Raw genomic sequence first — 22,673 nt, 5'->3', positions numbered from 1 at the left:
CTCATCGGCGTATGGGCGGCGGCGCTCATCGGTCCGGCGGCGCTCGATTCGGGCAGATGCGCAGTATACGGATGCGGTGCCCGGCATGGCAGCTGGGTCAGGTGCGGGAGTTGTGCCACACTCGGGACAGCGCAAGTGACGCGATGTCAGGGAGGAGGCGAGCATGATCGGGGAAGAGGATCGGCGCGATCACCGGCGGATGCAGGTCAGCACGGCGGCGCGCGTCACCTGGCGCTCCAGTGGCGAGTCCATCAGCGTGCAGTTGGAGGACCTCTCCGCCATGGGTTGCGCCTTTGTGGCGCAGCGCGAGACCGATGCCGGTGTGGGCATTACGGTCTCGGTGCCTAGCCCGGACGGTCGCCTGGAAGGGCTTGAGCGCCACGGCCGCGTGGTGCGCTGCGCCCCCGTCGAGGGCGCATCCGGCAACGGCTGGCGGGTTGCGGTCGCCTTCGATCCGGAGGGATGATCGCCCCATGACGGCAGAATCGAGCACCACCCTCCTGACCCTCCGCGAGTCCGACGCCCCGAGCCTGTCGGCCCTGGTTTATGACCTGAGCGAGCGCCTGATGGCGAAGGGCGAACGCCTGTGCACCGTGGAATCCTGCACCGGCGGCGGCATCGCGCAGGCGATGACGGATATTCCGGGTAGCTCGCAGTGGTTCGAATGCGGCTGGGTGGCGTACTCGAACGCCGCCAAGACCGCGATGGTTGGCGTGCCGCCCGAGTTGATCGAGGAACACGGCGCCGTCAGCGAGGCGGTGGCCCGTGCAATGGTCGAGGGTGGGCTGGCCCGCAGCGGGGCAAATCACGCGCTCTCGGTCACCGGAATCGCCGGACCCGGGGGCGGGACCGACGCCAAGCCGGTCGGTACGGTCTGCTTCGGTTGGCAACAGCGAGGCCAGGATGCCCGTGTCGAGACCTGCCATTTCGATGGCGAACGCCACGAGGTCCGCCTGCAGTCCATGTTGCATGCCCTGAGCGAACTGCTGGCACACTAGGGAAACCCTGATCAAGGGACCCGTTCGCGCGCGAGTCGGTCTTGCGTGCGAACAAGGCGCGGTGACCGCCGTGCAGTCACCCGGCGCAAGGGAGTCGTAACGCCTGCGCGCGCCGCACCTGGAGTCTCCTGGGCAAACGGGCCCCGCCAATGAAAACGCCCCGGCCTCTGGAGGCGCGGGGCGTCGAGCACACAGGGGGGGAGGGGTGCTCGCAGGAAACGCTATTCGCCCCCTTTGATCCTCGCAAGCCAACTGGCTCACAGACCCCGAATTTCGTCCTGAACCCCGCGCCGGAACGTGTGCGGGGTCACGCCTGTGTGGGCCGCGTTCGGGGCGGGGGTGCCCGATTGCGCGGGTGTGTGCCGGCGTCCGTTCCGCGGCGTCGGGGTTGCATGGCCGCCGGGATCGCGGTCGGGGATACCGCTGCGGGATTAACGCAGTCACAGAACCGGGCAGGCGAACCGGGGCGACGCGGTATACGGTATATGTTGTGCATACGGAGGTCGTATGCCCCGGAACGCGCGGAGTATGCCGGGCGGGGCGGGATCGCAAGTCGACGGCGGGCGGGTTCGCGGACAGGTAGATCATGAGAAGGATCGACGGATGCAACAAGGGCCGCCGGACGTGGCGGCTCGCGTTTCTTGGGATCGCCCTGTTGTTGTGGTTGGTGGCCGGTCCACTGGCGGGGGCGGACGCGGATCCGGAGTCATCCTCGCCGGTTGTGGTCAGCCCGGCGGAAGTGGCGGCCCTGGAGGCCGATCTGGCCGTTTTCCGCGACCGTCTCCCCGAGCTTCTGGAAGCCGTGGATACCCAGCCGGCGGAGGAGTGGCTGGAGGCCAGTCCGCTGGACGAGCTCGAGGCGCGCAGCGCTGACGAGGACCGGGCGGAAGCGGAACGGGCACTGTGGGAGGAGGCCCGCGAGTACGAGCAGGCGGCCGTGGAGCGAGTGCGGGGAGCGCTGGACCGTGCGACCACCGCCCGGGAGGTGCCGGAGCGTCTGGGCGAGTTGGAACAGGGTCTGGACGAGGTCGGGGCATTCCCGGCCGGGCTGGGTGAAGAGGTCTCGATCCGCCGCATCGAGGATGAGCTGGAACGGGTGGGGCGCGACCGCGAGCGACTGGAAGCGGAACTCGATGACCAGCGCATCCTGCACGCGCAACTGGAAGAGCAGGCGGAGGTTCAGGCGGAGACCCTGGAACGCCTGCGCCGGGAGCGTCAGGAGCTGGAGGACGGGCCACAGCCGCTGCCCGAGGAGGTCGAATGGACGGAGGCTCACGCAGCCGTGCAGGAGGCCCGGGCGCGACAGGCGGATGCTCGCCTGCTTGCGGCGCAGCTGGATGCCGTTTCGCTGCCGCCGCGGATGCAGGCGCGGGGCCTGCTGATCCGCGGTCTGGAGTTGGAGGCGCGCTGGCAGAGTGTCCTGCAGGGTCGGCTGGAGGTCCGGTTGACCGAACTGTCCAGCGAGGAACTGCAGGAACTGCGGGCGGAGCTGCGTACCCTGCTGGAGCGTCAGCCGGAAGCGCAGCTGCACCATACGGAGGAAATCGAGGAACTGCATGCGGCGTTCGACCGCATCGCGGAGGCCCAGGCACAGACCCGCACCCTGCAGTATGAGCGTGACCGGCTGGTCCGGGTCGAGCGGGAACTGGCGCAATCCCTGTCCCATGTCCACGAGCGTCTGGAGATCAGTGGCCTGACCGAGGCGCTGGGTGGGGTCTTCCTGGAGGAGCAGCGACGCCTGCGCGATCTTGACCAGGTCCGTTTCCAGCTACGTGATCTGGAGCGGGAGTTGGCGCAGTCGCAGTTACGGACCATCAGCCTGCGCGAGCGTCTGGCTGCGCTGCCGGCGGACCCGGTGGCGGAATGGGAACCTGCGGCCCGTGCGGCCTTGCGCGAGCTGCGCCGGCAGACACTGAATGCGGAGCTGCATGCCGAGGAGGCGCGGACCGAACAACTGCGCCAGGCCGACCTGCGGCTGCGTGCGGTCGTCGATCTGGTGGCGGAGCTCGACCGGATCCTGCAAGAAGCGTTGCTCTGGTGGCCGAGCCATTCCCCGGTCGGGGTCGCGTGGCTCGAGCGGGCGCCGGCCGCGACCCTGGCGCTGCTGGACCCCGCCGCCTGGGCGGAGTTGCGGGAGACATTCCTGCGCCAGACGCTGCACCGGCCATGGTTCATCGGGTTCATTCTGCTGGTGGCGGGGTTGCTGTATCTCGCCGGGCGCAATGTCCACCGGCATCTGGAGCGTCTCGCCGAAACGACCCGTCACCGCTACACGGACAGTATTTCGGTCACCGTCCGGGCCCTGGGGTGGAGTCTGCTGCGCGTTTTACCCGTGCCGTTTCTGCTGCTGACTCTCGCATTCCAGTTGCATGCGGTCCCGGAGCCGGGTTTTGCGGTGGAGGTCCTGTCCCTGGCACTGATCACGGTTTCAGTGTGGTGGACGGCGGGTCACCTCCTGCTGCTCTTCATCAGCCGCCATGGGGTCGGGACCGTGCATTTCGGCTGGCCCGAGCCATTGCTGACGCGTCTGTATCGTCACCTGCACTGGTTTCTTCCGGTGCAGACCCTGCTGTTCCTGTTCGTGGCCCTGGCCTTCGGGCACCCGAGCGACGAGGTATTCGACCTTTATGGCCGTCTGGCACTCCTGGCGGTCATCCTGAATTTTGCGATGGTGGCCTGGCTGCTTCTGGCGCCGGTCCCGGACGGTTCGAAAGGCGGCACGCTGGACGAGCGCCGCCGGTTATTGCTGCGGGGGCTCGTGATCGTGATGGTGGTGGGCCTGGCGGCCCTTGCCCTGGCCGGTTATCTGTACACCGTGGCCGAGCTCCTGCGGCACCTGATCGGGACGGTGCTGGTGCTGATTGTTGTCGGTCTTGGTTACAGCCTGGCGGCCCGGTGGCTGGTCCTGGGAGAGATGCGGCTGGCGCTGCTCCGGAACCGTGAGCGGCGCGAGCAGGAGGCAGTCACCGAGGGCGGCAGCGGCGGCGAAACTGGGCTGGACGTCCCCGAGCCGCAGCTGAGCATGGAGGACGTCAATCTGCAAAGCCGCACGCTGCTGCGGGTGGCGGCGCTGGGCGGCACGGTAGTGGGACTGTTGTGGGTGTGGTCGGACATCCTGCCGGCCCTGGCCTGGCTGGACGGGATCACACTGTGGTCGCGCACGATCGAGATCGGCGAGAGCGAGATCCTCACCAGCGTGTCCCTCCAGGATCTGTTGCTGGCTGGGTTTCTGGGGCTGCTGTTTCTGTTGTCCGCGCGCAACTTGCCGGGGCTGGTGGAGATCCTGCTGTCGCGCAGCACGCAGATGGATGCGCCCGGGCGCTACACGTTCACCATGCTCCTGCGCTATTTGCTGGCCGTGGTGGCGGTTATCGTGGTGTTTTCGCTTCTGGGCCTGCGCTGGAGCGAGATCCAGTGGCTGGTGGCGGCGCTGACCGTCGGTCTGGGTTTTGGTCTGCAGGAGGTCGTGGCCAACTTCGTTGCCGGGCTGATCGTGTTGCTGGAGCGCCCGGTCCGGGTGGGCGATACCATCACCGTTGGCGAATACAGCGGGACGGTATCGAAGATCCGGGGCCGTGCTACCACGATCGTCGACTGGGACAACCGGGAGATCGTCGTTCCCAACAAGACGTTCATCTCCGACCATCTGATCAACTGGACTCTGAGCGACACCACCACGCGGCTGGTGATCCCGGTGGGGGTCAGCTATGCGTCCGATGTCGATCTTGTCCGGGAGACCCTTCTGGAGGTGGCCCACGAAGACCCGCACGTCCTGGAGGATCCCGAATCGGTAGTGTATTTCCTCCGGTTTGGCGATAACGCGCTGAATTTCGAACTGCGAGTGTTCGTCTGCCAGATGGCGGACCGGCTGGTCACGCTGAGCGGGCTCCACACCGCGATCATCAAGCGTTTCCGCGAACAGGGGATCGAGATCGCTTTTCCGCAGATGGATGTTCACCTGCACGACGACGAAACCCGGAGGCGTCGTGCCGTGCCCCCCGCGGCGGGTCCCGACGAACCCGGAAACCCCATGGATCGGTGACGGGTGCCCGGTTCGTTGGCCCGGGGCCGTGACCCGGGCCAACCCAAGCGTCCCGCCCGCAGGCCAGGCGGCTTGGCTCCCGCGCCGCGGGTGTCTTGGGCAAGTCCTTTGTCCCTGCACGATCACGGGTTGGGTCACTCCCCGCCCTGTGGGATACTGCGGCCCCGTATCCGCCCCGTCTTGGGCAACGGGTCGGAAACCATCGCAGCAAGTATCGGGAGGCATACCGTGGACGACAATCGCAAGAAGGCCCTGACCGCCGCACTCGGGCAGATCGAACGCCAATTCGGCAAGGGCGCGGTCATGCGCATGGGCGATCAGGAGGCGGTGGACGTCCCCGCGATCTCCACGGGCTCCCTGGCACTGGATATCGCGCTTGGCATCGGCGGTGTGCCGCGCGGGCGTGTGGTCGAGATCTACGGGCCGGAATCCTCGGGCAAGACGACCCTGACCCTGCAGGTAATCGCCGAGGCGCAAAAGGCCGGCGGTACGGCCGCGTTTGTCGACGCCGAACACGCACTGGACCCGACCTACGCCGAGAAGCTGGGCGTGAACGTGGACGACCTGCTGGTCTCGCAGCCGGATACCGGCGAGCAGGCCCTGGAGATCTCCGACATGCTGGTGCGTTCCGGCGCGATCGACGTCGTGGTCGTCGACTCGGTGGCCGCGTTGACGCCCAAGGCCGAGATCGAGGGCGAGATGGGCGACTCCCACGTCGGCCTGCAGGCGCGGCTGATGTCGCAGGCCCTGCGCAAGCTGACTGCCAACATCAAGCGTTCCAACACGCTGGTCATCTTCATCAACCAGATCCGCATGAAGATCGGCGTGATGTTCGGCAGCCCCGAGACCACCACCGGCGGCAACGCGCTCAAGTTCTACTCCTCCGTGCGCATGGACATCCGCCGCATCGGCGCGATCAAGAAGGGCGACGAGGTCATCGGCAACGAGACCCGCGTGAAGGTCGTGAAGAACAAGATGGCGCCCCCGTTCCGCGAGGCCTATTTCGAGATCCTCTACGGCGAGGGCATCTCCCGCGTTGGCGAGATCATCGAGATGGGCGTGAAGGAAGGCCTGATCGACAAGGCCGGTGCTTGGTACAGCTACAACGGCGAGCGTATCGGCCAGGGCAAGGAAAACGCCCGCCAGTACCTGAAGGACAACCCGCACATCGCCGAGGAAGTCGAAAAGACGCTGCGCGAACGCCTGCTGCCCAAGCGCAACAAGGCCACGGTAGAGGACGTGCCGGTCGATGCCCCGGTCGAGGAGCAAGGCTGACCCGGCCGACCCCGAGGCTGCGCTTGAGGTGGGCCTGCGGTTGCTGGTTCGGCGTGAACACTCCGGTCTGGAGCTGGCGCGCAAGCTCGGTGAGCGCGGCTTCGAACGGGATGCCGTGGACGCCGCGCTGGAACGTGCGCGCGAGCTCGACTATCTGAGCGATACCCGTTACGCGGACTTCATGGCCCGCCACCGTACCGAGCAGGGTTACGGCGAACAGCGCATCCGTGCCGAACTGGCCCACAATGGCATCGGCAACGACACCGTGAACGCCGCCATCGATGCCCTGGAGATCGACTGGATCGACCAGGCCCGTGGCCAGCTCGAACGCCACTTCCGTCATCCCCCCGAGACCCGCGAGGACGAGGCCCGCTATCTTCGCCACCTCGCGGGTCGTGGATTCCCCGGCGGTGTCGCCCACCAGGCCCTCGCCGCCTGGAAGGACGAACCCTGACCGATTGCTTCGCTACGCTCGCAATGACGTTTTAGTGTCCTGTCATTGCGGGGAGCATCGCGACGAAGCAATCCGTGTCCATGGCCACCGGATCCGGCGGCGGGGCATGTCCCAAACGATCGCTCCGGCCCCTTTTGGGGGCCTCGCAATGACTAGGAAGATGGCCGGAAGACGGGCCCGGCAATACGCGGGTGGGGCGCTTGCGTGATAGCATTCCGGGTTTGACCCCATTGCTATCGGAACCGCATGAAAAGCGCCGACATTCGCCGGAGTTTCCTCGAATTCTTTGAAGGGCACGGACACACGATCGTGCCGTCCAGCCCGCTAGTGCCCGGCAACGACCCCACGTTGCTGTTCACCAACGCGGGCATGGTGCAGTTCAAGGATGTGTTTCTCGGGCGCGAGAAGCGCCCGTACACCCGGGCCGTGTCCAGCCAGCGCTGCGTGCGCGCCGGCGGCAAGCACAACGATCTCGAGAATGTCGGCTACACCGCGCGGCACCACACCTTCTTCGAGATGCTGGGCAATTTCAGTTTCGGTGACTACTTCAAGCGCGACGCGATCCACTACTGCTGGCAGTTCCTGACCGACACCATCGGCCTGCCGCCGGAAAAGCTGTGGGTCACGGTCTACGAGACCGACGACGATGCCTACAAGGTCTGGGCCGACGAGATCAAGGTCCCGGCCGAACGCATCATCCGCATCGGCGACGACCCTGACGGCGGTTCCGACAACTTCTGGCAGATGGGCGAAACCGGCCCCTGCGGCCCCTGCACCGAGGTCTTCTACGACCACGGGCCGGAGGTCGCGGGTGGCCCGCCCGGTTCGCCGGACGAGGATGGCGATCGCTACATCGAGATCTGGAACCTGGTGTTCATGCAGTACGACCGCGATGCGGACGGCACGCTGAACCCGCTGCCGCGCCCGTCCGTGGATACCGGCATGGGCCTGGAACGCCTGGCGGCTGTGCTGCAGGGTGTGCATTCCAACTACGAGATCGATCTGTTCCAGGACCTGATCGCGGCGGCCGCACGGGTAACCGGTGCGACCGAGAAGGATTCCGCCTCGCTGCGCGTGATCGCGGATCACATTCGCTCCATCGCCTTCCTGATTACCGACGGCGTGCTGCCGTCGAACGAGGGGCGTGGCTACGTGCTGCGCCGCATCATCCGCCGCGCCGCGCGCCATGGCTTCAAGGTCGGCGCGCAGGACGCCTTCCTCTACCAGACCGTGGGCGACCTGGTGCGCGCGATGGGCGAGGCCTTCCCGGAACTGGCCGAGGCGCAGGCCCAGGTCGAGAAGGTCCTGGAAAAGGAAGAGCGCAAGTTCCTGGAGACCCTGGACAAGGGTATGAAGATCCTGGAAGAGGACCTGCGCGATCTCGAGGGCAAGGTGATCCCCGGCGAGACCATCTTCCTGCTCTACGACACCTACGGCTTTCCGGTGGACCTGACCGGCGACATTGCGCGCGAGCGCGAGCTGGAGCTGGACATGGAGGGCTTCGAGTCCGCCATGGCCGGCCAGCGTGCACGGGCGCGTGCGGCCAGCCACTTCTCGATGGACGACGGCGGCCTGCCGCAGGTCGATGTCGCGACCGAATTCTCCGGCTACGAGACCGTGGACGACGAGGGCCGCGTGCTGGCGCTGTACCAGAATGGCGAGGCCGTCGATCGCCTGGAAGTCGGTGCCGAGGGGCTGGTGGTACTGGACCGCACGCCGTTCTATGGCGAGTCCGGCGGCCAGGTGGGCGATGTCGGTACGCTCAGCGGTTCCGGCGTGCGCTTCCAGGTCTCCGACACCCGCAAGCAGGGTGCGGCGCACATCCACGTAGGCCAGGTCCGCGCCGGCACGCTGGAGCGCGGCCAGACCCTGCAGGCCGCCGTGGAAGGCCCGCGCCGCGAGAACATCCGCCGCCACCATTCGGCCACTCATCTCCTGCACAAGGCGCTGCGCGATCAGCTGGGCGACCACGTGCAACAGAAGGGATCGCTGGTGGACCCGGATCGTTTGCGCTTCGACTTCACCCATATGGAACCGCTGACCGACGAACAGCTGCGCTCCATCGAGGCCCAGGTGAACGCCGAGATCCTGGCCAACGAGGCCACCGATACCAACGTCATGGACATCGACTCCGCGATGGAGTCCGGCGCGGTCGCGCTGTTCGGCGAGAAGTACGGTGATCGCGTGCGCGTGCTGAAGATCGGCACCTCGGTGGAGCTGTGCGGCGGCACGCACGTGGACCGCACCGGCGACATCGGGTTGTTCCGCATTACCTCCGAGGGTGGGGTGGCCGCCGGCATCCGGCGTATCGAGGCGGTCGCCGGCGAGGTCGCCCTGCGCTGGGTGGACGAGCAGATCGGCCACCTGGACACGATCGCCGATCGCCTGCGCGCCGGGCGCGGCGAGGCGGCCGACAAGGTTGCCCAGCTTCAGGAGCGTACCCGCGAGCTGGAGAAACAGGTCACGCAGCTGAAGGGCAAGCTGGCCAGCCAGGCCGGCGACGACCTCGGCTCGCAGGCCAAGGATGTCGACGGCATCCAGGTGCTGGCCGCCAAGGTTGAGGGCGTGGAGCCCAAGGCCCTGCGCGACATGGTCGACCAGCTCAAGCAGAAGCTCGGCAAGGCTGTGGTGGTGCTGGGCACCGCGACGGGCGAGGGCAAGGTCAGCCTGGTGGCAGGTGTGACCAAGGCCGAGACCGGCCAGTTCAAGGCCGGCGATCTGGTGGGCCATGTCGCTACGCAGGTCGACGGCAAGGGCGGCGGCCGCCCGGACATGGCGATGGCCGGCGGCCAGAGTCCGGACAAGCTGGACGCGGCCCTGGCCTCGGTGGAGGCCTGGGTGCGCGAACGCGCCTGACCGCCCCGTATGCTGCGATCCCCGTCATCGCGTGGCGCGTAGCGCCGTGGCGATCTCCGGGGGTAGCCCCGGTGCTGGAGGGTTCGGCGGGATCCGGTGGTTTTGGACGGAGGCTGCCACGGCCCCGTTGGGGCCTCGCAATGACGGGGCCCTGCGCGGGGTTCGCCGGGGCGGTGGGCTTTAATGCGGCGGCCAGTTGGTGTTTAATGCCCGCTTCTTAAGTAAACGCTAATGGATGGGGTGCGCCCTGTCCGGACGGTCGCAAGGACCGGGCACGGAACGGAATCTTGAAATGGCGTTGCTGGTACTCAAATTTGGCGGCACCTCGGTGGGTTCGCCCGAACGCATCCAGGCGGTGGCGGAACGCGCGCTGAAGCTGCGCGAGGAAGGCCATCAGCTGGTGATCGTGGTCTCCGCGATGAGCGGCGAGACCGACCGCCTGCTGGGCCTGGCGCACGCACTGAATCCGCGCGCGGACGGTCGCGAGCTGGATGTGCTGCTGTCCACCGGGGAGCAGGTCACCATCGCGTTGCTGTCGATGGCGCTGGAGGCGCGGGGCTGTGATGCGCGGTCCTACACCGGGGCGCAGGTGACCATCCGTACGGATAGTGCGCACAACAAGGCCCGTATCCGCAGCATCGACGATGCCCGGGTGCGCGGCGATCTCGAGGCCGGGCGCGTCGTGGTCGTGGCCGGTTTCCAGGGCGTGGACGAGGAGGGTGCGATCACCACCCTGGGCCGGGGCGGATCGGATACCACCGCGGTGGCGCTGGCCGCGGCGCTGAAGGCCGACGAATGCCGCATCTATACTGATGTCGACGGCGTCTACACCACCGATCCGCGGTTGGTGCCGACGGCCCGCCGCCTGCAAAGCATCACTTTCGAGGAGATGCTGGAGATGGCCAGCCTGGGCTCCAAGGTGCTGCAGATCCGCGCGGTGGAATTTGCCGGCAAGTACAACGTCCCTTTACGAGTGCTGTCCTCGTTCGAGGAAGGCCCTGGAACCCTGATTACCACGGAGGAGGATGCGCAAGTGGAACAGGCGCTGGTTGCGGGTATCGCGTTCAATCAGAACGAGGCCCAGCTGACGGTTCAGGGCGTCCCCGATCAGCCGGGGGTCGCGCATCGCATCCTCGGCCCGATCGCGGACGCCAATATCGAGGTGGACATGATCGTGCAGAACGTCGGGGCGGATAATTCCACCGACTTCACGTTCACCGTCCATCGCAATGACTACGACAAGGCCCTGGAGATCCTGCAGGCGGCCGCGAAAGCGCTGGGCGCCCGCGAGGTGTCCGGGGATACGCACATCGTGAAGATCTCGGTGGTCGGGGTCGGTATGCGTTCGCACGCGGGCATCGCCAGCAAGATGTTCGAGGCCCTGTCGCGCGAAACCATCAACATCCGGATGATCTCCACCTCGGAGATCAAGATCTCCGTGGTCGTAGATGAGAAGTACCTCGAACTTGCAGTGCGTGCATTGCACGATGCGTTTGAACTCGAACAGACCCCAGTCGGTCAACAGGAGGACGGTTAAGGATGACAGACCGTAAAACGGTTACCGGACGACCGACTCCGTCCGACACAGGCACTGCGGAGAAGAGCATGCTCATTTTGACTCGGCGTGTGGGCGAGACCCTCATGATCGGCGATGATGTGTCCGTCACCGTCCTGGGGGTCAAGGGCAATCAAGTCCGCATCGGCATCAACGCACCCCAGGACGTCGCGGTCCATCGCGAGGAAATCTTTCAGCGCATTCAGCGTGAAGCGAACGTCGCCAGTGGTGAGGGCGGCGGCGAGAACTCCAGTGGCGGTGGTACTGGGGCGGGTGGTGCCGCGGCAGGCGCACGCGACGACTGAACCTCCCGTAAGGAAAGCGAAAGGCCCGGAGGCTGCGATCAGCCTTCCGGGCCTTTCATTTGAAGGCCCAAGGCCTTATCCTGTGCCGCGTTTCCGGAGAGTTGGCCGAGTGGTCGAAGGCGCTCCCCTGCTAAGGGAGTATGGGTCAAAAGCCCATCGAGGGTTCGAATCCCTCACTCTCCGCCAAATCCCGCGAAGGGGCCCGAGTGGCCCCTTTCGCACGTCTGGCCCCGGCGTTCGTCCCCCAGCCCGTCCCCCATTGCTTCGTGATCCGAACCTGTTTGTGCGGCCACCGAAAGTCGGGTGCCGGTGTGTCGGGCACGTTTCGCTGCGAGGTCCCGTCGCCGGCCTTAGCTCCGGCCGAGCGGTTTCGCGAGCTCGAGGCGCGGCCAGCGGGCCGGCAGTTGTCCCGGGGCATGGGTGACGAGGATGCACTGACGGTCTTGCAGCCAGGGCAGCAGTCGTTCCACCACTCGTTGTTGCGTGGGGGTATCCAGACCGGAAAACGGCTCGTCGAGCAGGACGACCGGTCGGTCCTGAAGGACGACCGCCGCCAGGGCGAGACGGCGGCGCTGACCGCCGGAGAGGGACGCGCCGCCCTCGCCGATGCGGTAGTCCAGACCTTCGTCGGTGCCGCGCACGGCCTCGGCGAGATCGACCTGCTCCAGGGCCTCCCACAGTGCGGCATCGCTCAACGACCTGTGCGCCGGGGACAGGATGCTTCGGAGGGTCGTGTCCGGCAGTTGCAGGCCCTGGGGCAGGTAGCTGATGTGGCGGTACCGGGCATCGGTCGGGATCCTTGCCAGATCGTCGTTGCCGAGCGCTACGGTACCGGCCAGGGGCGGGAGTTCGCCGGCGAGGGTGTCCAGCAGCGTGCTCTTGCCGTGCCCGCTGGCCCCGCTGATCACCAGGGGATAGCCACGCGCGGGTTCGAGGTCCAGGGGGCCGAGCAACGGGCGCTCGCGGCGAAAGCCGATGGTCAGGCCGTGTGCGTGTAGCGCAGGGGCCTCGTCAGGCGGGGTCGGGTCCACGGACTCGGCGGTTGCGGGGGTATGGGTGGCGGCCACCTCCAGATGCTGCACCCGCCCGGCGGCTTCGAGGCTCTCGCCGGCACGCCACCATGCGCCGGGCAGGCTGCCCAGAACCTCGCCCAGGCCCAGGGTCATCAGCGGCAGCAACACCGCGACCGGAGCGTCGAGCATTCCGTCACGGTACCAGCCCAGTGCCAGCACCAGCATCAGCAGGGCGGAGGCGCCGACCACGGCCTGCACGATCTGCTCGGAGCCGACCCCGAACGCCTCCTGCGTCCGTTGCCGGCGCGCGTAATGGTCGTTTTCCCGGCGCAGGCGGGCCTCGTGCTCGCGGGCACGGTCGTAGGCCAGCAACTCGGCCAGGCCGCCAATGAAGTCAAACAGTCCAACGCGCTCGCCGGCCCGGGCCTGCACCAGCGCGTGGCTGCGGCGCTGCCCGGCAAGGGCGAGCACGGCGGAGACCGCGAGCGTCGCGACACCGGAGGCGGCGAGTACGACCGCGGCGGGCCAGGGTGCCAGCCAGACGGCGATAACCAGCGTGACCACCAGGCTGAGCGCCGCCGCGATCATGGGGCCGACCACCCGCAGGGGCATCGCATCGAGGGTGTCGATGTCGCCGGTCAGGCGGGTCTGCAGGTCTCCGCTGCGGTAGGCGCGAATGCGTTCCATGGGCAGCGCGGCGAGGCCGCGAAAGCTGCGGCCGCGCAGGTCGGCCAGGCTGCGCAGCACCGCCTCGTGGCTGACCAGGCGTTCGAAGTAACGCGCCAGGGTGCGACTGATCGCGGCGGTACGGATGCCGCCGGAGGGCACGTAGAGGTCGAGTGTGGCCAGCAGGCCCGCGCCGGCCAGGGCGGTGGCGGTAATGAACCAGCCGGACAATGCCAGCAGGGCGATGCCGGCGATCCAGGTCAGCGCCAGCAGTCCCCAGGCACCCCAGTACCAGCCCCGGCGCTGGCGGAATACGCGGTGCAGAAAGGCCAGTTCCGCGCGGGTAGCGTTACGCATGGCGCGCCCCCGGTGTCGCCGGCGCCAGGTCCAGGCGTTGCAAGCAGCGCTCGTGAATGGCGGCATGATGACTCGCGATCACCAGCGTCAGGCCACGGGCCTCGGCCAGCCGAAACAGCGTGTCGAGCAGGGCCTGTTCGGTGTCCGGGTCGAGCGCGCTGGTGGGTTCGTCGAGCAGCCAGAGCCGATGCCCCGAGAGCAGGGCGCGCGCCACCGCGACCCGCTGGGCCTGACCGCCGGAGAGCCCTCGCCGGGCCTCGCCGATGGCGGTATCCAGGCTGTCGGGCAGCTCGGGTGCGTCGAGCGGCAGGCCGGCCTGTTGCAGTGCCGTGGCCATCTCCGCGTCTGCGATCGTGTCGCGGCGGGCGAGCTGCAGGTTATCGCGCAGGCTGCCGTGGAACAGATGGGCGTCCTGGTCGATCCAGGCGAACTGCCGGGCCTGGGGATGGCGCTGTACCGTGCCCGTGGTGGGGGTGAGAAAGCCGGCACACACCGCGAGCAGGGTGGATTTGCCACTGCCACTGGGCCCGGTCAGCGCGAGATGCGCCCCGGCGTGAACGGCCAGGTCGAGCTCCGCCAGTGTGGGCGTGCGCTGACCGGGGTAGTGCACGGTGACTCCCTTCAGTTGCAGCCAGGGGACCACTGCGCCCTCGTCGGGGGCCGCGGTGGCCTCTGGGGAGTGCTCGGACCCAACGGGGCCCGTGGGCGACGCCAGGGCGGGGGCAAGGGTCTCGGCGGCGGCCAGGGCGCCGGCGCGGTCATGGTAGCTCTGGGCAAACTGGCGCAGCGGAAGGAAATACTCCGGCGCCAGCAGCAGGATGAACAGGCCGGTGAACAGGGTGATGTCGCCGGCCGGGCCGTAGTCGATGGCGCCGAACAGGGCGAAGCCGATGTAGATCGCGACCATGCCGATCGCGACCGCGCTGAAGAATTCCATGATCGCCGAGGACAGGAACGCGACCCGCAGGGTGCGCATGGTCAGGCGCCGCTGCTGGTGACTGCGCTCGACGACCTCGGCCTCGGTTGCGGCGATCGCGCGCGCTCGGCGCAGCCAGTCCAGGGTGCGGATGCGGTCGAGAAAGTGCCCCGCCAGTCGGTTCTCCTCTTCCTGCTGACGCCGGTGGATCTGTTCCGCGCCCATGCCAACGATCGCCATGAACGCCGGGATCAGCGGGGCGGCGAACAGCAGCAGCAGGGCGGCGAGCCAGTCCAGCCAGAGCGCCGCGACCAAGATGGCCAGCGGCGTCAGGATGACGGCCTGGCGCGCCGGCAGGTAACGGGCGTAGTAGCCGGTCAGGTCCTCCACCCGCGTCTGGAACTGCTCCGCCCAGGCGCCCGCGGTGGTCAGCCCGGCCAGTCGCGCCGGTCCAGCCTGCCGGGCCTGGCGCAGGAGGTCGGCGCGCAGCTCCTGCTTCACCGCAAAGGCGAGCCGGTGACCGGCCAGGTCCCGCAGGGCCTGGGCGGCATAGCGCAGGGCGAGCAACACGAGGCCCGCGAGCAGGATCCCGGGCAGGTACGGGGCCTCGGGGGCGAACAGGGTGCCGTGGACCGCCCAGGCCACGAGCCCCGCCAGGGCAATGGTGGCCAATGTCGCCACCAGCGTGCTGGCCGCACTTAGCACAAGCCAGCGGCGGTGCGGCTGCTGGCGCGCGCGCAGCCATGGGCCCGGCGAGGTCCGGGCGTCTGTCGCCTCCGCGTCTGTTCCGGGCACTTGCGTCATCGACTAGCGCAAGTAGCGCCCGCGCAGCATGTTGAAATACAGCGGCTTGATCATGTGGACCTTCAGGCGCCACCACATCCAGCTTGGGGCGCCCTGGTCCAGGAAGGTGAAGGTCGGGACCTCCTCCAGGCTGTAGTCGAACTCGACCAGCGCCGCCTTGCCCACCTCGGTGATCAGCGGGCAGGAGGTATAGCCGTCGAACTGACGCGACGGCTCGCGATCCTGGATCACGTCCACCAGGTTGTCGGGCATCACTGCGCCATGCGAGCGCACGGTGGAGGCGGTCTTGCCGATCGCGGTCGCGACGACGTCACCGGCACCGAAGATGTTTGGGTAGTCCGTGTGCTGCAGCGTGCGGTCATCCACCGCCAGCCAGCCGCCGGCCGCCAGGGGGCCGTCCTCGACTGCCAGCCCGGCCTCGCGGACGAAGTCGTGCGCGCGCATCGGCGGGGTTACGTGGAGGTAGTCGTAGTCCACGGTCTCGCGGCCGCCATCGCGGGTCTGGAACTGGGCCTGGCGGGCGTCGACATCCACCGCCAGCAGGGCGCCGCCGTCGTTCACGCTTACGCCGCGTTCGGCGTACAGGTCGCGCACCATGTGGTCGAAGCGCTGCACGCTGAACAGGGTGTCCGACCCGGTGTGATAGTGGAAGTCGGCGCCGGCGCGCTGCCCGGCGGTACGCAGCAGGTCGTCGGCGATGAAGGTCGCCTTGATCGGCGCGCCGGCACACTTGATCGGTGTGCTGGGGATGGTAAAGCGGGCCACCCCGCCGTGCTCGCCGAACGCATGGATCTGCTCGTAGGCGTCCCGCGCGGCCTCGGCGCTGGCGTACAGGCTGGTCAGCCCGGGACGGCCGATATCCTCGCGCCGCAGCCCCTCGATCGCCTCGTAATCCAGGTGCAGCCCGGTCGCGACCACCAGGAAGTCGTAGTCCAGGCGGTCGCCGTCGGTGGTCTCGACCCGCTGCGACTCGGGATCAATGGCTGCCACCGCGGACCGGACCCATTCCACCCCGCGCGGGATGTAGCGTTCGTTGCGGCGCTGGACCTCGCCCACCGAGTAGACGCCCGCGGCCACCAGGGTCCAGCCGGGCTGGTAATGATGGATCTCGCTTGGCTCGACAATCGTGATCCGGGCCCCGTCCAGCAGGTCGCGCAGGCGGGCGGCCATGGTCATGCCCGCGGCACCTCCGCCCAGCACCACGATGCGGGCCTGGCTGGAGACCGCCGCGCGGGCCGGGGCGGCCTGTACGCTGGTCGCCGACACCAGACCGGCGGCGCCGGCGATCTTCAGGAAATCGCGCCGGGACAGGCCCCGCAGCGTCTCGTCGGCTTGACGGGCCAGGGCCTTTTCAATCTCGGGATGCTTCGGGTCTTCGGGATGATGCATGGCTCTCTCCGCGTATCCGTCTGCCGCGCCGGAGACCGGGCGGGTCAGTTGCGATGGTCGCGCCGTCGACCGGGCGCTTCGTGTGACGGATTGCTTACAAGTTACATGCCAACACCGGCAGGCCGCTCCACTGGGCCTCGTGTGCCGGTATGGGCGGGGCCAGGCTGCCGAATCTGGCAGTCATTCGAGACTGGGCTGACAAATATGGCAGAACAGGGCCGATGGTTGCTTGCGCCCGCCAGGCGGAAAAACACGGTTTGTAGCGTGCAGCCAGCGGTCGTGGTGCGGACAGGCAGTCTGGCACGGTACTTGTTAGGAGGTTCACCGATACGTCATGTCGGCGTGCCCCTGACTACGGAGGAAAGGCCATGGAGCTCGACCCCATACTGCTATCGCGAATCCAGTTCGCGTTTGTCGTTTCGTTCCACGCGATCTTCCCGGTCTTCACGATCGGGCTGGCTTCGTTTATTGCGTTTCTGGAATTCCGCGCCTGGAAGACCGGCGAAACGATCTATACCCAGATCTCGAAGTTCTGGATCAAGATCTTCGCGGTGGTGTTCGGCATGGGGGTGGTCTCCGGGCTGGTCATGTCGTTCCAGTTCGGCACCAACTGGAGCGCGTTCTCCTACGCCACGGCCAATTTCCTCGGGCCCGTACTGTCCTACGAGGTGCTGACCGCGTTCTTCCTGGAGGCGGCCTTCCTCGGCGTGCTGCTGTTCGGGCGCGACCGGGTCCCGCAGGGGGTGCATCTGTTCGCGGCGCTGATGGTGGCACTGGGCACGTTCATCTCGTCGTTCTGGATCCTGGTGGCCAACAGCTGGATGCAGACGCCGGTGGGCTTCGAATTGCAGGACGGCGTGTTCCACGTCACGTCCTGGATCACGGCGATCTTCAACCCGAGTTTCTGGCCGCGCTTCTTCCACATGGGGCTGGCCTCGTTGCTCACGGCGGGCTTTGTGGTCGCCGGGGTCTCCGCCTGGTACCTGCTGCGTCAGCGCGACGTGGTCATGAACCGCAAGGCCCTGGGCACCACGATGTGGGTTCTGCTGTTCGCGGCCCCGGCGCAGCTGGTGGTCGGGGATATCCACGGCCTCAATACCTTCGAGCATCAGCCGACCAAGGTGGCGGCGATGGAAGGCGTGTGGGAGACCGAGCGTGGTGCCCCGCTGCTGCTGTTCGCCATCCCGGACTCGGCCAACGAGACCAATCACTTCGAGATCGGCATCCCGAAGATGGCGAGCTTCATCCTGACCCACGAGATGGATGGCGAGGTGCCGGGTCTGCTGGAGGTCCCCGCGGAGGAACGCCCGCCGGTGGGCGTCACCTTCTGGTCGTTCCGCATCATGGTCGCGATCGGCATGGTGATGATCCTGTTCGCCCTGGCTGGTGCCTGGCTGCGCTTCCGCCGCCGGATGTATGCCTCCCCGCGGTTCCTCAGGGGGCTGTCCTGGATGATCCCGGCGCCGTTCATTGCGGTGGTCGCGGGCTGGTTCGTGACCGAGACCGGGCGCGCGCCCTGGCTGGTGTACGGCGTGATGAACCACGCCGAGGGCATTACTCCGGCGCTGACCGGCGGCATGGCCCTGTTCACGCTGATCGGCTACGTCGCGGTCTACGCGGCGGTGTTCACCGGGGGCGTCTACTACCTGGTCCGCATCGTACGCCAGGGCCCGGAACCGGCCGATGCCACGCATGCAGCGGCGCACGCCAAGCGGCCCCTGTCGGCCGCCGATACCTGGATCGATGACGCCGCGGCCAGCGGTGAAAGGAGCTAAGTCATGGAAACCACGATTGATATCACGCTGATCTGGGTCGTCATCATCGCCGTGGGCGTGATCGCCTACGTGCTGATGGACGGGTTCGACCTCGGGGTGGGGATCCTCTTCCCCTTCGCCCCGGGGGAGACCTCGCGCGACGTGATGATGAACTCGGTCGCCCCGGTATGGGACGGCAACGAGACCTGGCTGATCCTCGGGGGTGCCGGGCTGCTGGCGGCCTTCCCGCTGGTCTACTCGGTGTTCCTGCCGGCGCTCTATATCGGGGTCTTCCTGATGCTGGCGGGGCTGATCTTCCGCGGTGTCGCGTTCGAATTCCGCTTCAAGGCGCATCGCTCCAAGTGGTTGTGGAATGCCGCGTTCGCGATCGGCTCGGCGGTGGCGGCCTTCGCCCAGGGCGCGGTCGTGGGTGCCTACATCCAGGGCTTCGAGATGGACGGGTTCAGTTTTGCCGGCGGACCGCTGGACTGGCTGACGCCCTTCACCGTGCTCACCGGGATCGGGCTGCTGGCGGGCTATGCCCTGCTGGGGGCCACCTGGCTGATCGTCAAGACCGAGGGCGAGACGCAGGCCTTTGCCTACCGCGTCGCGCCCTGGATGCTGGCGGCCGTGCTGCTGGTGTTCGGCGCGGTGAGTCTCATCACCCCGTTCATCGATCCGAAGGTGATGGAGCGCTGGATGGGAACCTGGCAGTACCTCTGGGTGCTCCCGGCCCTGGCGCTGTTCTCTTCCTGGATTCTGATTCGCGCGGTGCGCCGGCGCGACGAGGGGATCCCGTTCGTCGCCACGATTGCCCTGTTCATCACGACCTACCTGGGCCTGCTGGTGAGCAAGTGGCCGTACGTGGTGCCGCCGGACTACACCTTCTGGGACGCCGCCTCGTCGCCGGATGCGCAGCTGTTCATCCTGGTGGGCGCGCTGTTCGTGATCCCGATCATCCTGGGCTACACCGCGTGGACCTACTGGGTCTTCCGCGGGAAGGTGACCCCGGAGACCGGCTATCACTAGGTCTGTCCGGGCGCGCGCGAGCACGCCGGTGGGTCGCGGCCGACCCGCCGGCGCCGTCCGGAGAACGGGTTTCAATGCTGTCGCAACCTATGGGAGTGACTCCATGCCGTTGAACATCACTCGACTGAACGTGTCTATTGGGCAGCGCGACGGTGACGTTACGAGCATCGGAAGCGCATTCCTGGACCCCCTTGTGCGAGGCGAAGTGACGAGCATCACGAAGAAGGCGCCGGAACCGCAGGACACGCATGTCGAGACCCTGCGGCAGGTACTGGAGGTGTTCCGGGAGCCGGCGATCCTGCTGTCGCCGGACTACCGCATCCTGGCCGCCAATGGCGCCTACCAGCGTGTCTACGGGACCGATCGCGACGGCTCGGGTCGCACCTGTTTCGAGGCCTCGCATGGCTTCCGCCGCCCCTGCGACGAGGCGGGCGAATCCTGCCCCCTGCGGGCGGCCCTGGGCAGTGGCCACCGCGAACGCGTCCTGCATGTGCACCACACCGAGACCGGGCGCGAGCACGTGGATGTCGAGTTGTTGCCGATCCGGGGCGAGGGCGGCGAGATACGCTACCTGATCGAACGGCTGCACCACATGCCCGTCTCGACGCCGCAGGCGGGTAGCGGCGGGCTGGTCGGACGCTCGAAGGCCTTCAATGCCATGCTGGGGCTGATCAGCCGGGTGGCGCCGAGCAATGCCTCGGCCCTGCTGCTCGGCGAGTCGGGAACCGGCAAGGAACTGATTGCCCGGGCCATTCACGAGGCGAGTCCGCGCCAGCAGTTGCCGTTCGTGCCCGTGGAGTGCTCGGGCCTGACCGAAACCCTGTTCGAAAGCGAGCTGTTCGGACATGAGCGGGGGGCCTTCACCGGTGCGACCTCGGCCAAGGCCGGCCTGGTGGAGGCCGCAGCCGGCGGCACCCTGTTTCTCGACGAGGTGGGGGATATCCCGCTGAGCCAGCAGGTCAAGCTGCTGCGCCTGCTGGAGACCCATGCCTATCGTCGGGTCGGGGGGGTCGAGTCGCGGCGGGCGGATTTCCGCCTGGTTTGTGCGACCCACCGTGACCTCGAGTCCATGGTGCGGGCCGGCGATTTCCGCGAGGACCTCTACTACCGCATCAATACCTTTCCGATCGAAGTGCCCCCGCTGCGCGAGCGACCCGAGGACATCCCTTTGCTGGTGGAGGCCCTCAGCGAGCGTCTGGACCTGGCCGTGCCGCCGCGTCTCAAAGACGAGGCCCTGAAGATGCTCGGGCAATACCCCTTCCCCGGCAACGTGCGCGAGCTGCGCAACATCCTCGAGCGCGCGGCATTGCTGGCGGACGGCGAGGCGATCCGTCCGGAGCACCTGCCGGATCGGGTCCGGGAAGGAGGGCGGGCCCCGGGCGGAGGGGAGGCCGGTGGCCTGGATGGCTTGCTCCATCCGCAGTCCCTGCGCCCCCTGGAAGAGATCGAACGCGAATACCTGCGGCATGCCGCCGCGGTGTATCCGGGCGATCGCCGGGCGCTGGCGAAAACCCTGGGGATTAGCGAACGCAGCCTGTATCGGCGCCTGCGCCAGCTCGAAGGCGAGGCCGGCGACGGCCACTGAGACGGCCCACCAGGACGAGGCGGGTTGTGCCCCGCCCGTCCGTGATGGAACGGCGTCCGGGGGAGCGGCCGGGCGACGTGTCACGAGCCCGTCATGAGCGACGGGGACGCTGAAGTACCGCCACAAGAATTAGCAAATCACCAAGTACCGATAGAAAAACCGAACTGGAGCCTGTCATGAAAAAGACCGCAATCACCCTGTCTCTCTCCGCCGCCCTCCTGGCGACCCCGATGCTGGCCTCGGCCGAGCCGCTGTCGTTCGGCGAGCAGCAGACCATCCGCTCGATGGCCAGTGCCGGCATCGGCCAGGCCATCGTCAACCAGATGGGGGCCGGGTCGATGGCCGTGATCAACAACCCGTCGCCGATCTGCGGCGCCCTGGCCGGCGGTCTGGGTGCATCCATGCTGTCCGCCGACCCGCAGGCGGGATTCCGCATCGCCACCCTGCGCTCCGCTGACGATGCCGCGGCCGCGGTGGACGTGACCGCGGACAAGGAGGTGGCCTACCTGGCGCTGGGCGGCGAGCTGGACCGCGAGGAGAACGTTGCCCTGGCCCACGCGTATCTGCAGGAACTCGCGGCCTCCGAATGGGACGGCACGCTGGTGCTGCATATCTCCTCGTGGATGCAGAAGCAGGTCCAGGCCGTCGCGGAGGCCGACGAGGCCGTGGCCGACTACCTGGAAGGGCTGCGGATGGTGGCGCTCCAGCCCGACCTGGATGCGGGTCAGGCGGTGATGCTGGGCGTGAACTTCGACGGCGAGAGCTTCACGACCGAGGAGATGGGCCGCCAGGATATGCGCGAAGACCTGGTGGAGCTGTTCCGGCGCATGTGAGTCGGGGCGCGGTGGGCTGGATGGGCACAACGCCTGTCCGGCTCTCGGTTAGAAAAAGACTATTGGCCTGGTAAATGATTAGTAATTCACTAAATACGGAATTGCATATAAAGTGATCCGTACATGGAGGCAACGCCCCATGAGATACCGAATCAATCTCTAAACCGAAAGAAAGGAGTACATCATGGCACTGCGTTTGGGCGATACCGCACCGAATTTCCAGATTGACACCACCAAGGGCAAGATCGATTTCCACGAGTGGATCGGCGACTCCTGGTGCTTCTTCTTCAGCCACCCGGCCGACTTCACCCCGGTGTGCACCACCGAGATGGGTCGTACCGCGCAGCTGGCCAAGCAGTTCGCGGACCGCAACACCAAGCCGCTGGGTCTGTCGACGGATACCGTCGAGGAACACAACAAGTGGATTGAAGACGTCAACGACACCCAGGACACCACGCTGGAGTTCCCGATCGTCGCGGATGCCGACAAGAAGATCTCGGAGCTCTACGAGATGATCCACCCGGGCGAGAGCGAGACCGCCGCCGTGCGTTCGGTCTACATCATCGACCCGAACAAGAAGATCCGTCTGATGATGACCTACCCGATGTCGGTGGGCCGCAACTTCGACGAGATCCTGCGCGTGATCGATGCGCTGCAGACCGGTGACAAGCATGGCATCGCAACCCCGGCTGACTGGACCCCGGGTGCTCGCGTGATCATCCCGCCGACGGTCAGTAACGAGGACGCGCAGAAGAAGTTCCCGCAGGGCTTCGAGGAGATCCGCTCCTACCTGCGCTACACCAAGGTCTGATCCGGACCGACCAGCAGCCTCGCCCGGCTAC

16 protein-coding genes and 1 tRNA gene are annotated in these 22,673 nt (G+C 67.2%); 14 read left to right on the top strand and 3 right to left on the bottom strand.

Features of this window, described 5'->3' with window-relative positions; translation table 11 throughout:
- The first annotated feature begins 163 nt into the window (after positions 1 to 163).
- The 9 genes from D573_RS0105095 (at position 164) to D573_RS0105055 (ending at position 11,671) form a co-directional block, all read left to right on the top strand.
- Entirely contained in the window at positions 164 to 466 is a 303-nt protein-coding gene (locus D573_RS0105095; RefSeq protein WP_018144308.1) for a PilZ domain-containing protein, read from the top strand.
- Positions 467 to 473: 7 nt separating this feature from the next.
- Positions 474 to 998: a CinA family protein gene (locus D573_RS0105090; RefSeq protein WP_018937809.1), complete on the top strand. Its 525-nt coding sequence runs from the start codon at positions 474 to 476 to the stop codon at positions 996 to 998.
- 721 nt (positions 999 to 1,719) lie between these two features.
- A complete protein-coding gene (locus D573_RS0105085; protein WP_018937808.1) occupies positions 1,720 to 5,040 on the top strand; it encodes a mechanosensitive ion channel domain-containing protein in 3,321 nt (1,106 codons plus the stop codon).
- Between the two features lie 228 nt (positions 5,041 to 5,268).
- The gene (gene recA / locus D573_RS0105080; protein WP_018144305.1) at positions 5,269 to 6,315 is read left to right on the top strand and encodes a recombinase RecA; all 1,047 of its coding nucleotides are present in this window, start codon (positions 5,269 to 5,271) and stop codon (positions 6,313 to 6,315) included.
- Positions 6,290 to 6,769, top strand: coding sequence for a regulatory protein RecX (locus tag D573_RS0105075; RefSeq protein WP_026313031.1), 480 nt, complete (start codon positions 6,290 to 6,292; stop codon positions 6,767 to 6,769). Before recA ends, D573_RS0105075 begins: the two co-directional genes overlap by 26 nt.
- A gap of 246 nt (positions 6,770 to 7,015) precedes the next feature.
- Complete coding sequence (gene alaS, locus D573_RS0105070) at positions 7,016 to 9,625, top strand: alanine--tRNA ligase (protein WP_018937807.1); 2,610 nt, start codon at positions 7,016 to 7,018, stop codon at positions 9,623 to 9,625.
- A gap of 292 nt (positions 9,626 to 9,917) precedes the next feature.
- On the top strand, positions 9,918 to 11,162 hold the full coding sequence (locus tag D573_RS0105065) for an aspartate kinase (RefSeq protein WP_018937806.1): 1,245 nt from the start codon (positions 9,918 to 9,920) through the stop codon (positions 11,160 to 11,162).
- A gap of 68 nt (positions 11,163 to 11,230) precedes the next feature.
- The gene (csrA, locus tag D573_RS0105060; RefSeq protein WP_018144301.1) at positions 11,231 to 11,485 is read left to right on the top strand and encodes a carbon storage regulator CsrA; all 255 of its coding nucleotides are present in this window, start codon (positions 11,231 to 11,233) and stop codon (positions 11,483 to 11,485) included.
- Between the two features lie 95 nt (positions 11,486 to 11,580).
- Positions 11,581 to 11,671, top strand: a tRNA-Ser gene (locus tag D573_RS0105055).
- 164 nt (positions 11,672 to 11,835) lie between these two features.
- Here D573_RS0105055 and cydC read toward each other — a convergent pair.
- From cydC to D573_RS0105040, 3 genes are read right to left on the bottom strand one after another with little or no spacing between them, the layout of a single operon-like run.
- Positions 11,836 to 13,521 carry a thiol reductant ABC exporter subunit CydC gene (gene cydC, locus D573_RS0105050; RefSeq protein WP_018937805.1) on the bottom strand — a complete coding sequence of 562 codons (1,686 nt, stop codon included), beginning with the start codon at positions 13,519 to 13,521 and terminating at the stop codon, positions 11,836 to 11,838.
- Positions 13,514 to 15,241: a thiol reductant ABC exporter subunit CydD gene (gene cydD / locus D573_RS0105045; protein WP_026287915.1), complete on the bottom strand. Its 1,728-nt coding sequence runs from the start codon at positions 15,239 to 15,241 to the stop codon at positions 13,514 to 13,516. The genes cydC and cydD overlap by 8 nt, the downstream gene beginning before the upstream one ends.
- A 3-nt stretch (positions 15,242 to 15,244) precedes the next feature.
- A complete protein-coding gene (locus D573_RS0105040; protein ID WP_018937803.1) occupies positions 15,245 to 16,630 on the bottom strand; it encodes an NAD(P)/FAD-dependent oxidoreductase in 1,386 nt (461 codons plus the stop codon).
- A 368-nt stretch (positions 16,631 to 16,998) separates the two neighbouring features.
- On the opposite strand from D573_RS0105040, the gene D573_RS0105035 reads away from it, so the two are divergent.
- From D573_RS0105035 to D573_RS0105015, 5 genes are all read left to right on the top strand, one after another.
- Complete coding sequence (locus D573_RS0105035) at positions 16,999 to 18,405, top strand: cytochrome ubiquinol oxidase subunit I (RefSeq protein ID WP_018937802.1); 1,407 nt, start codon at positions 16,999 to 17,001, stop codon at positions 18,403 to 18,405.
- A 3-nt stretch (positions 18,406 to 18,408) separates the two neighbouring features.
- Positions 18,409 to 19,413 carry a cytochrome d ubiquinol oxidase subunit II gene (cydB, locus tag D573_RS0105030; RefSeq protein WP_018168646.1) on the top strand — a complete coding sequence of 335 codons (1,005 nt, stop codon included), beginning with the start codon at positions 18,409 to 18,411 and terminating at the stop codon, positions 19,411 to 19,413.
- Between the two features lie 103 nt (positions 19,414 to 19,516).
- Positions 19,517 to 20,998: a sigma-54-dependent Fis family transcriptional regulator gene (locus D573_RS0105025; protein WP_018937801.1), complete on the top strand. Its 1,482-nt coding sequence runs from the start codon at positions 19,517 to 19,519 to the stop codon at positions 20,996 to 20,998.
- 176 nt (positions 20,999 to 21,174) lie between these two features.
- A complete protein-coding gene (locus tag D573_RS0105020; protein WP_018937800.1) occupies positions 21,175 to 21,831 on the top strand; it encodes a hypothetical protein in 657 nt (218 codons plus the stop codon).
- A 184-nt stretch (positions 21,832 to 22,015) separates the two neighbouring features.
- Positions 22,016 to 22,642 (top strand): peroxiredoxin, encoded by a 627-nt coding sequence (locus tag D573_RS0105015; protein ID WP_017941735.1) that lies wholly within the window; start codon positions 22,016 to 22,018, stop codon positions 22,640 to 22,642.
- Positions 22,643 to 22,673: the final 31 nt, after the last annotated feature.

It is taken from the genome of Thioalkalivibrio sp. AKL9, from assembly GCF_000377825.1.
Classification (GTDB): Bacteria; Pseudomonadota; Gammaproteobacteria; order Ectothiorhodospirales; family Ectothiorhodospiraceae; genus Thioalkalivibrio; species Thioalkalivibrio versutus.
The sequence above is the reverse complement of the archived record's forward strand: the minus strand, read 5'-3'. Positions and strand labels throughout refer to the sequence as shown.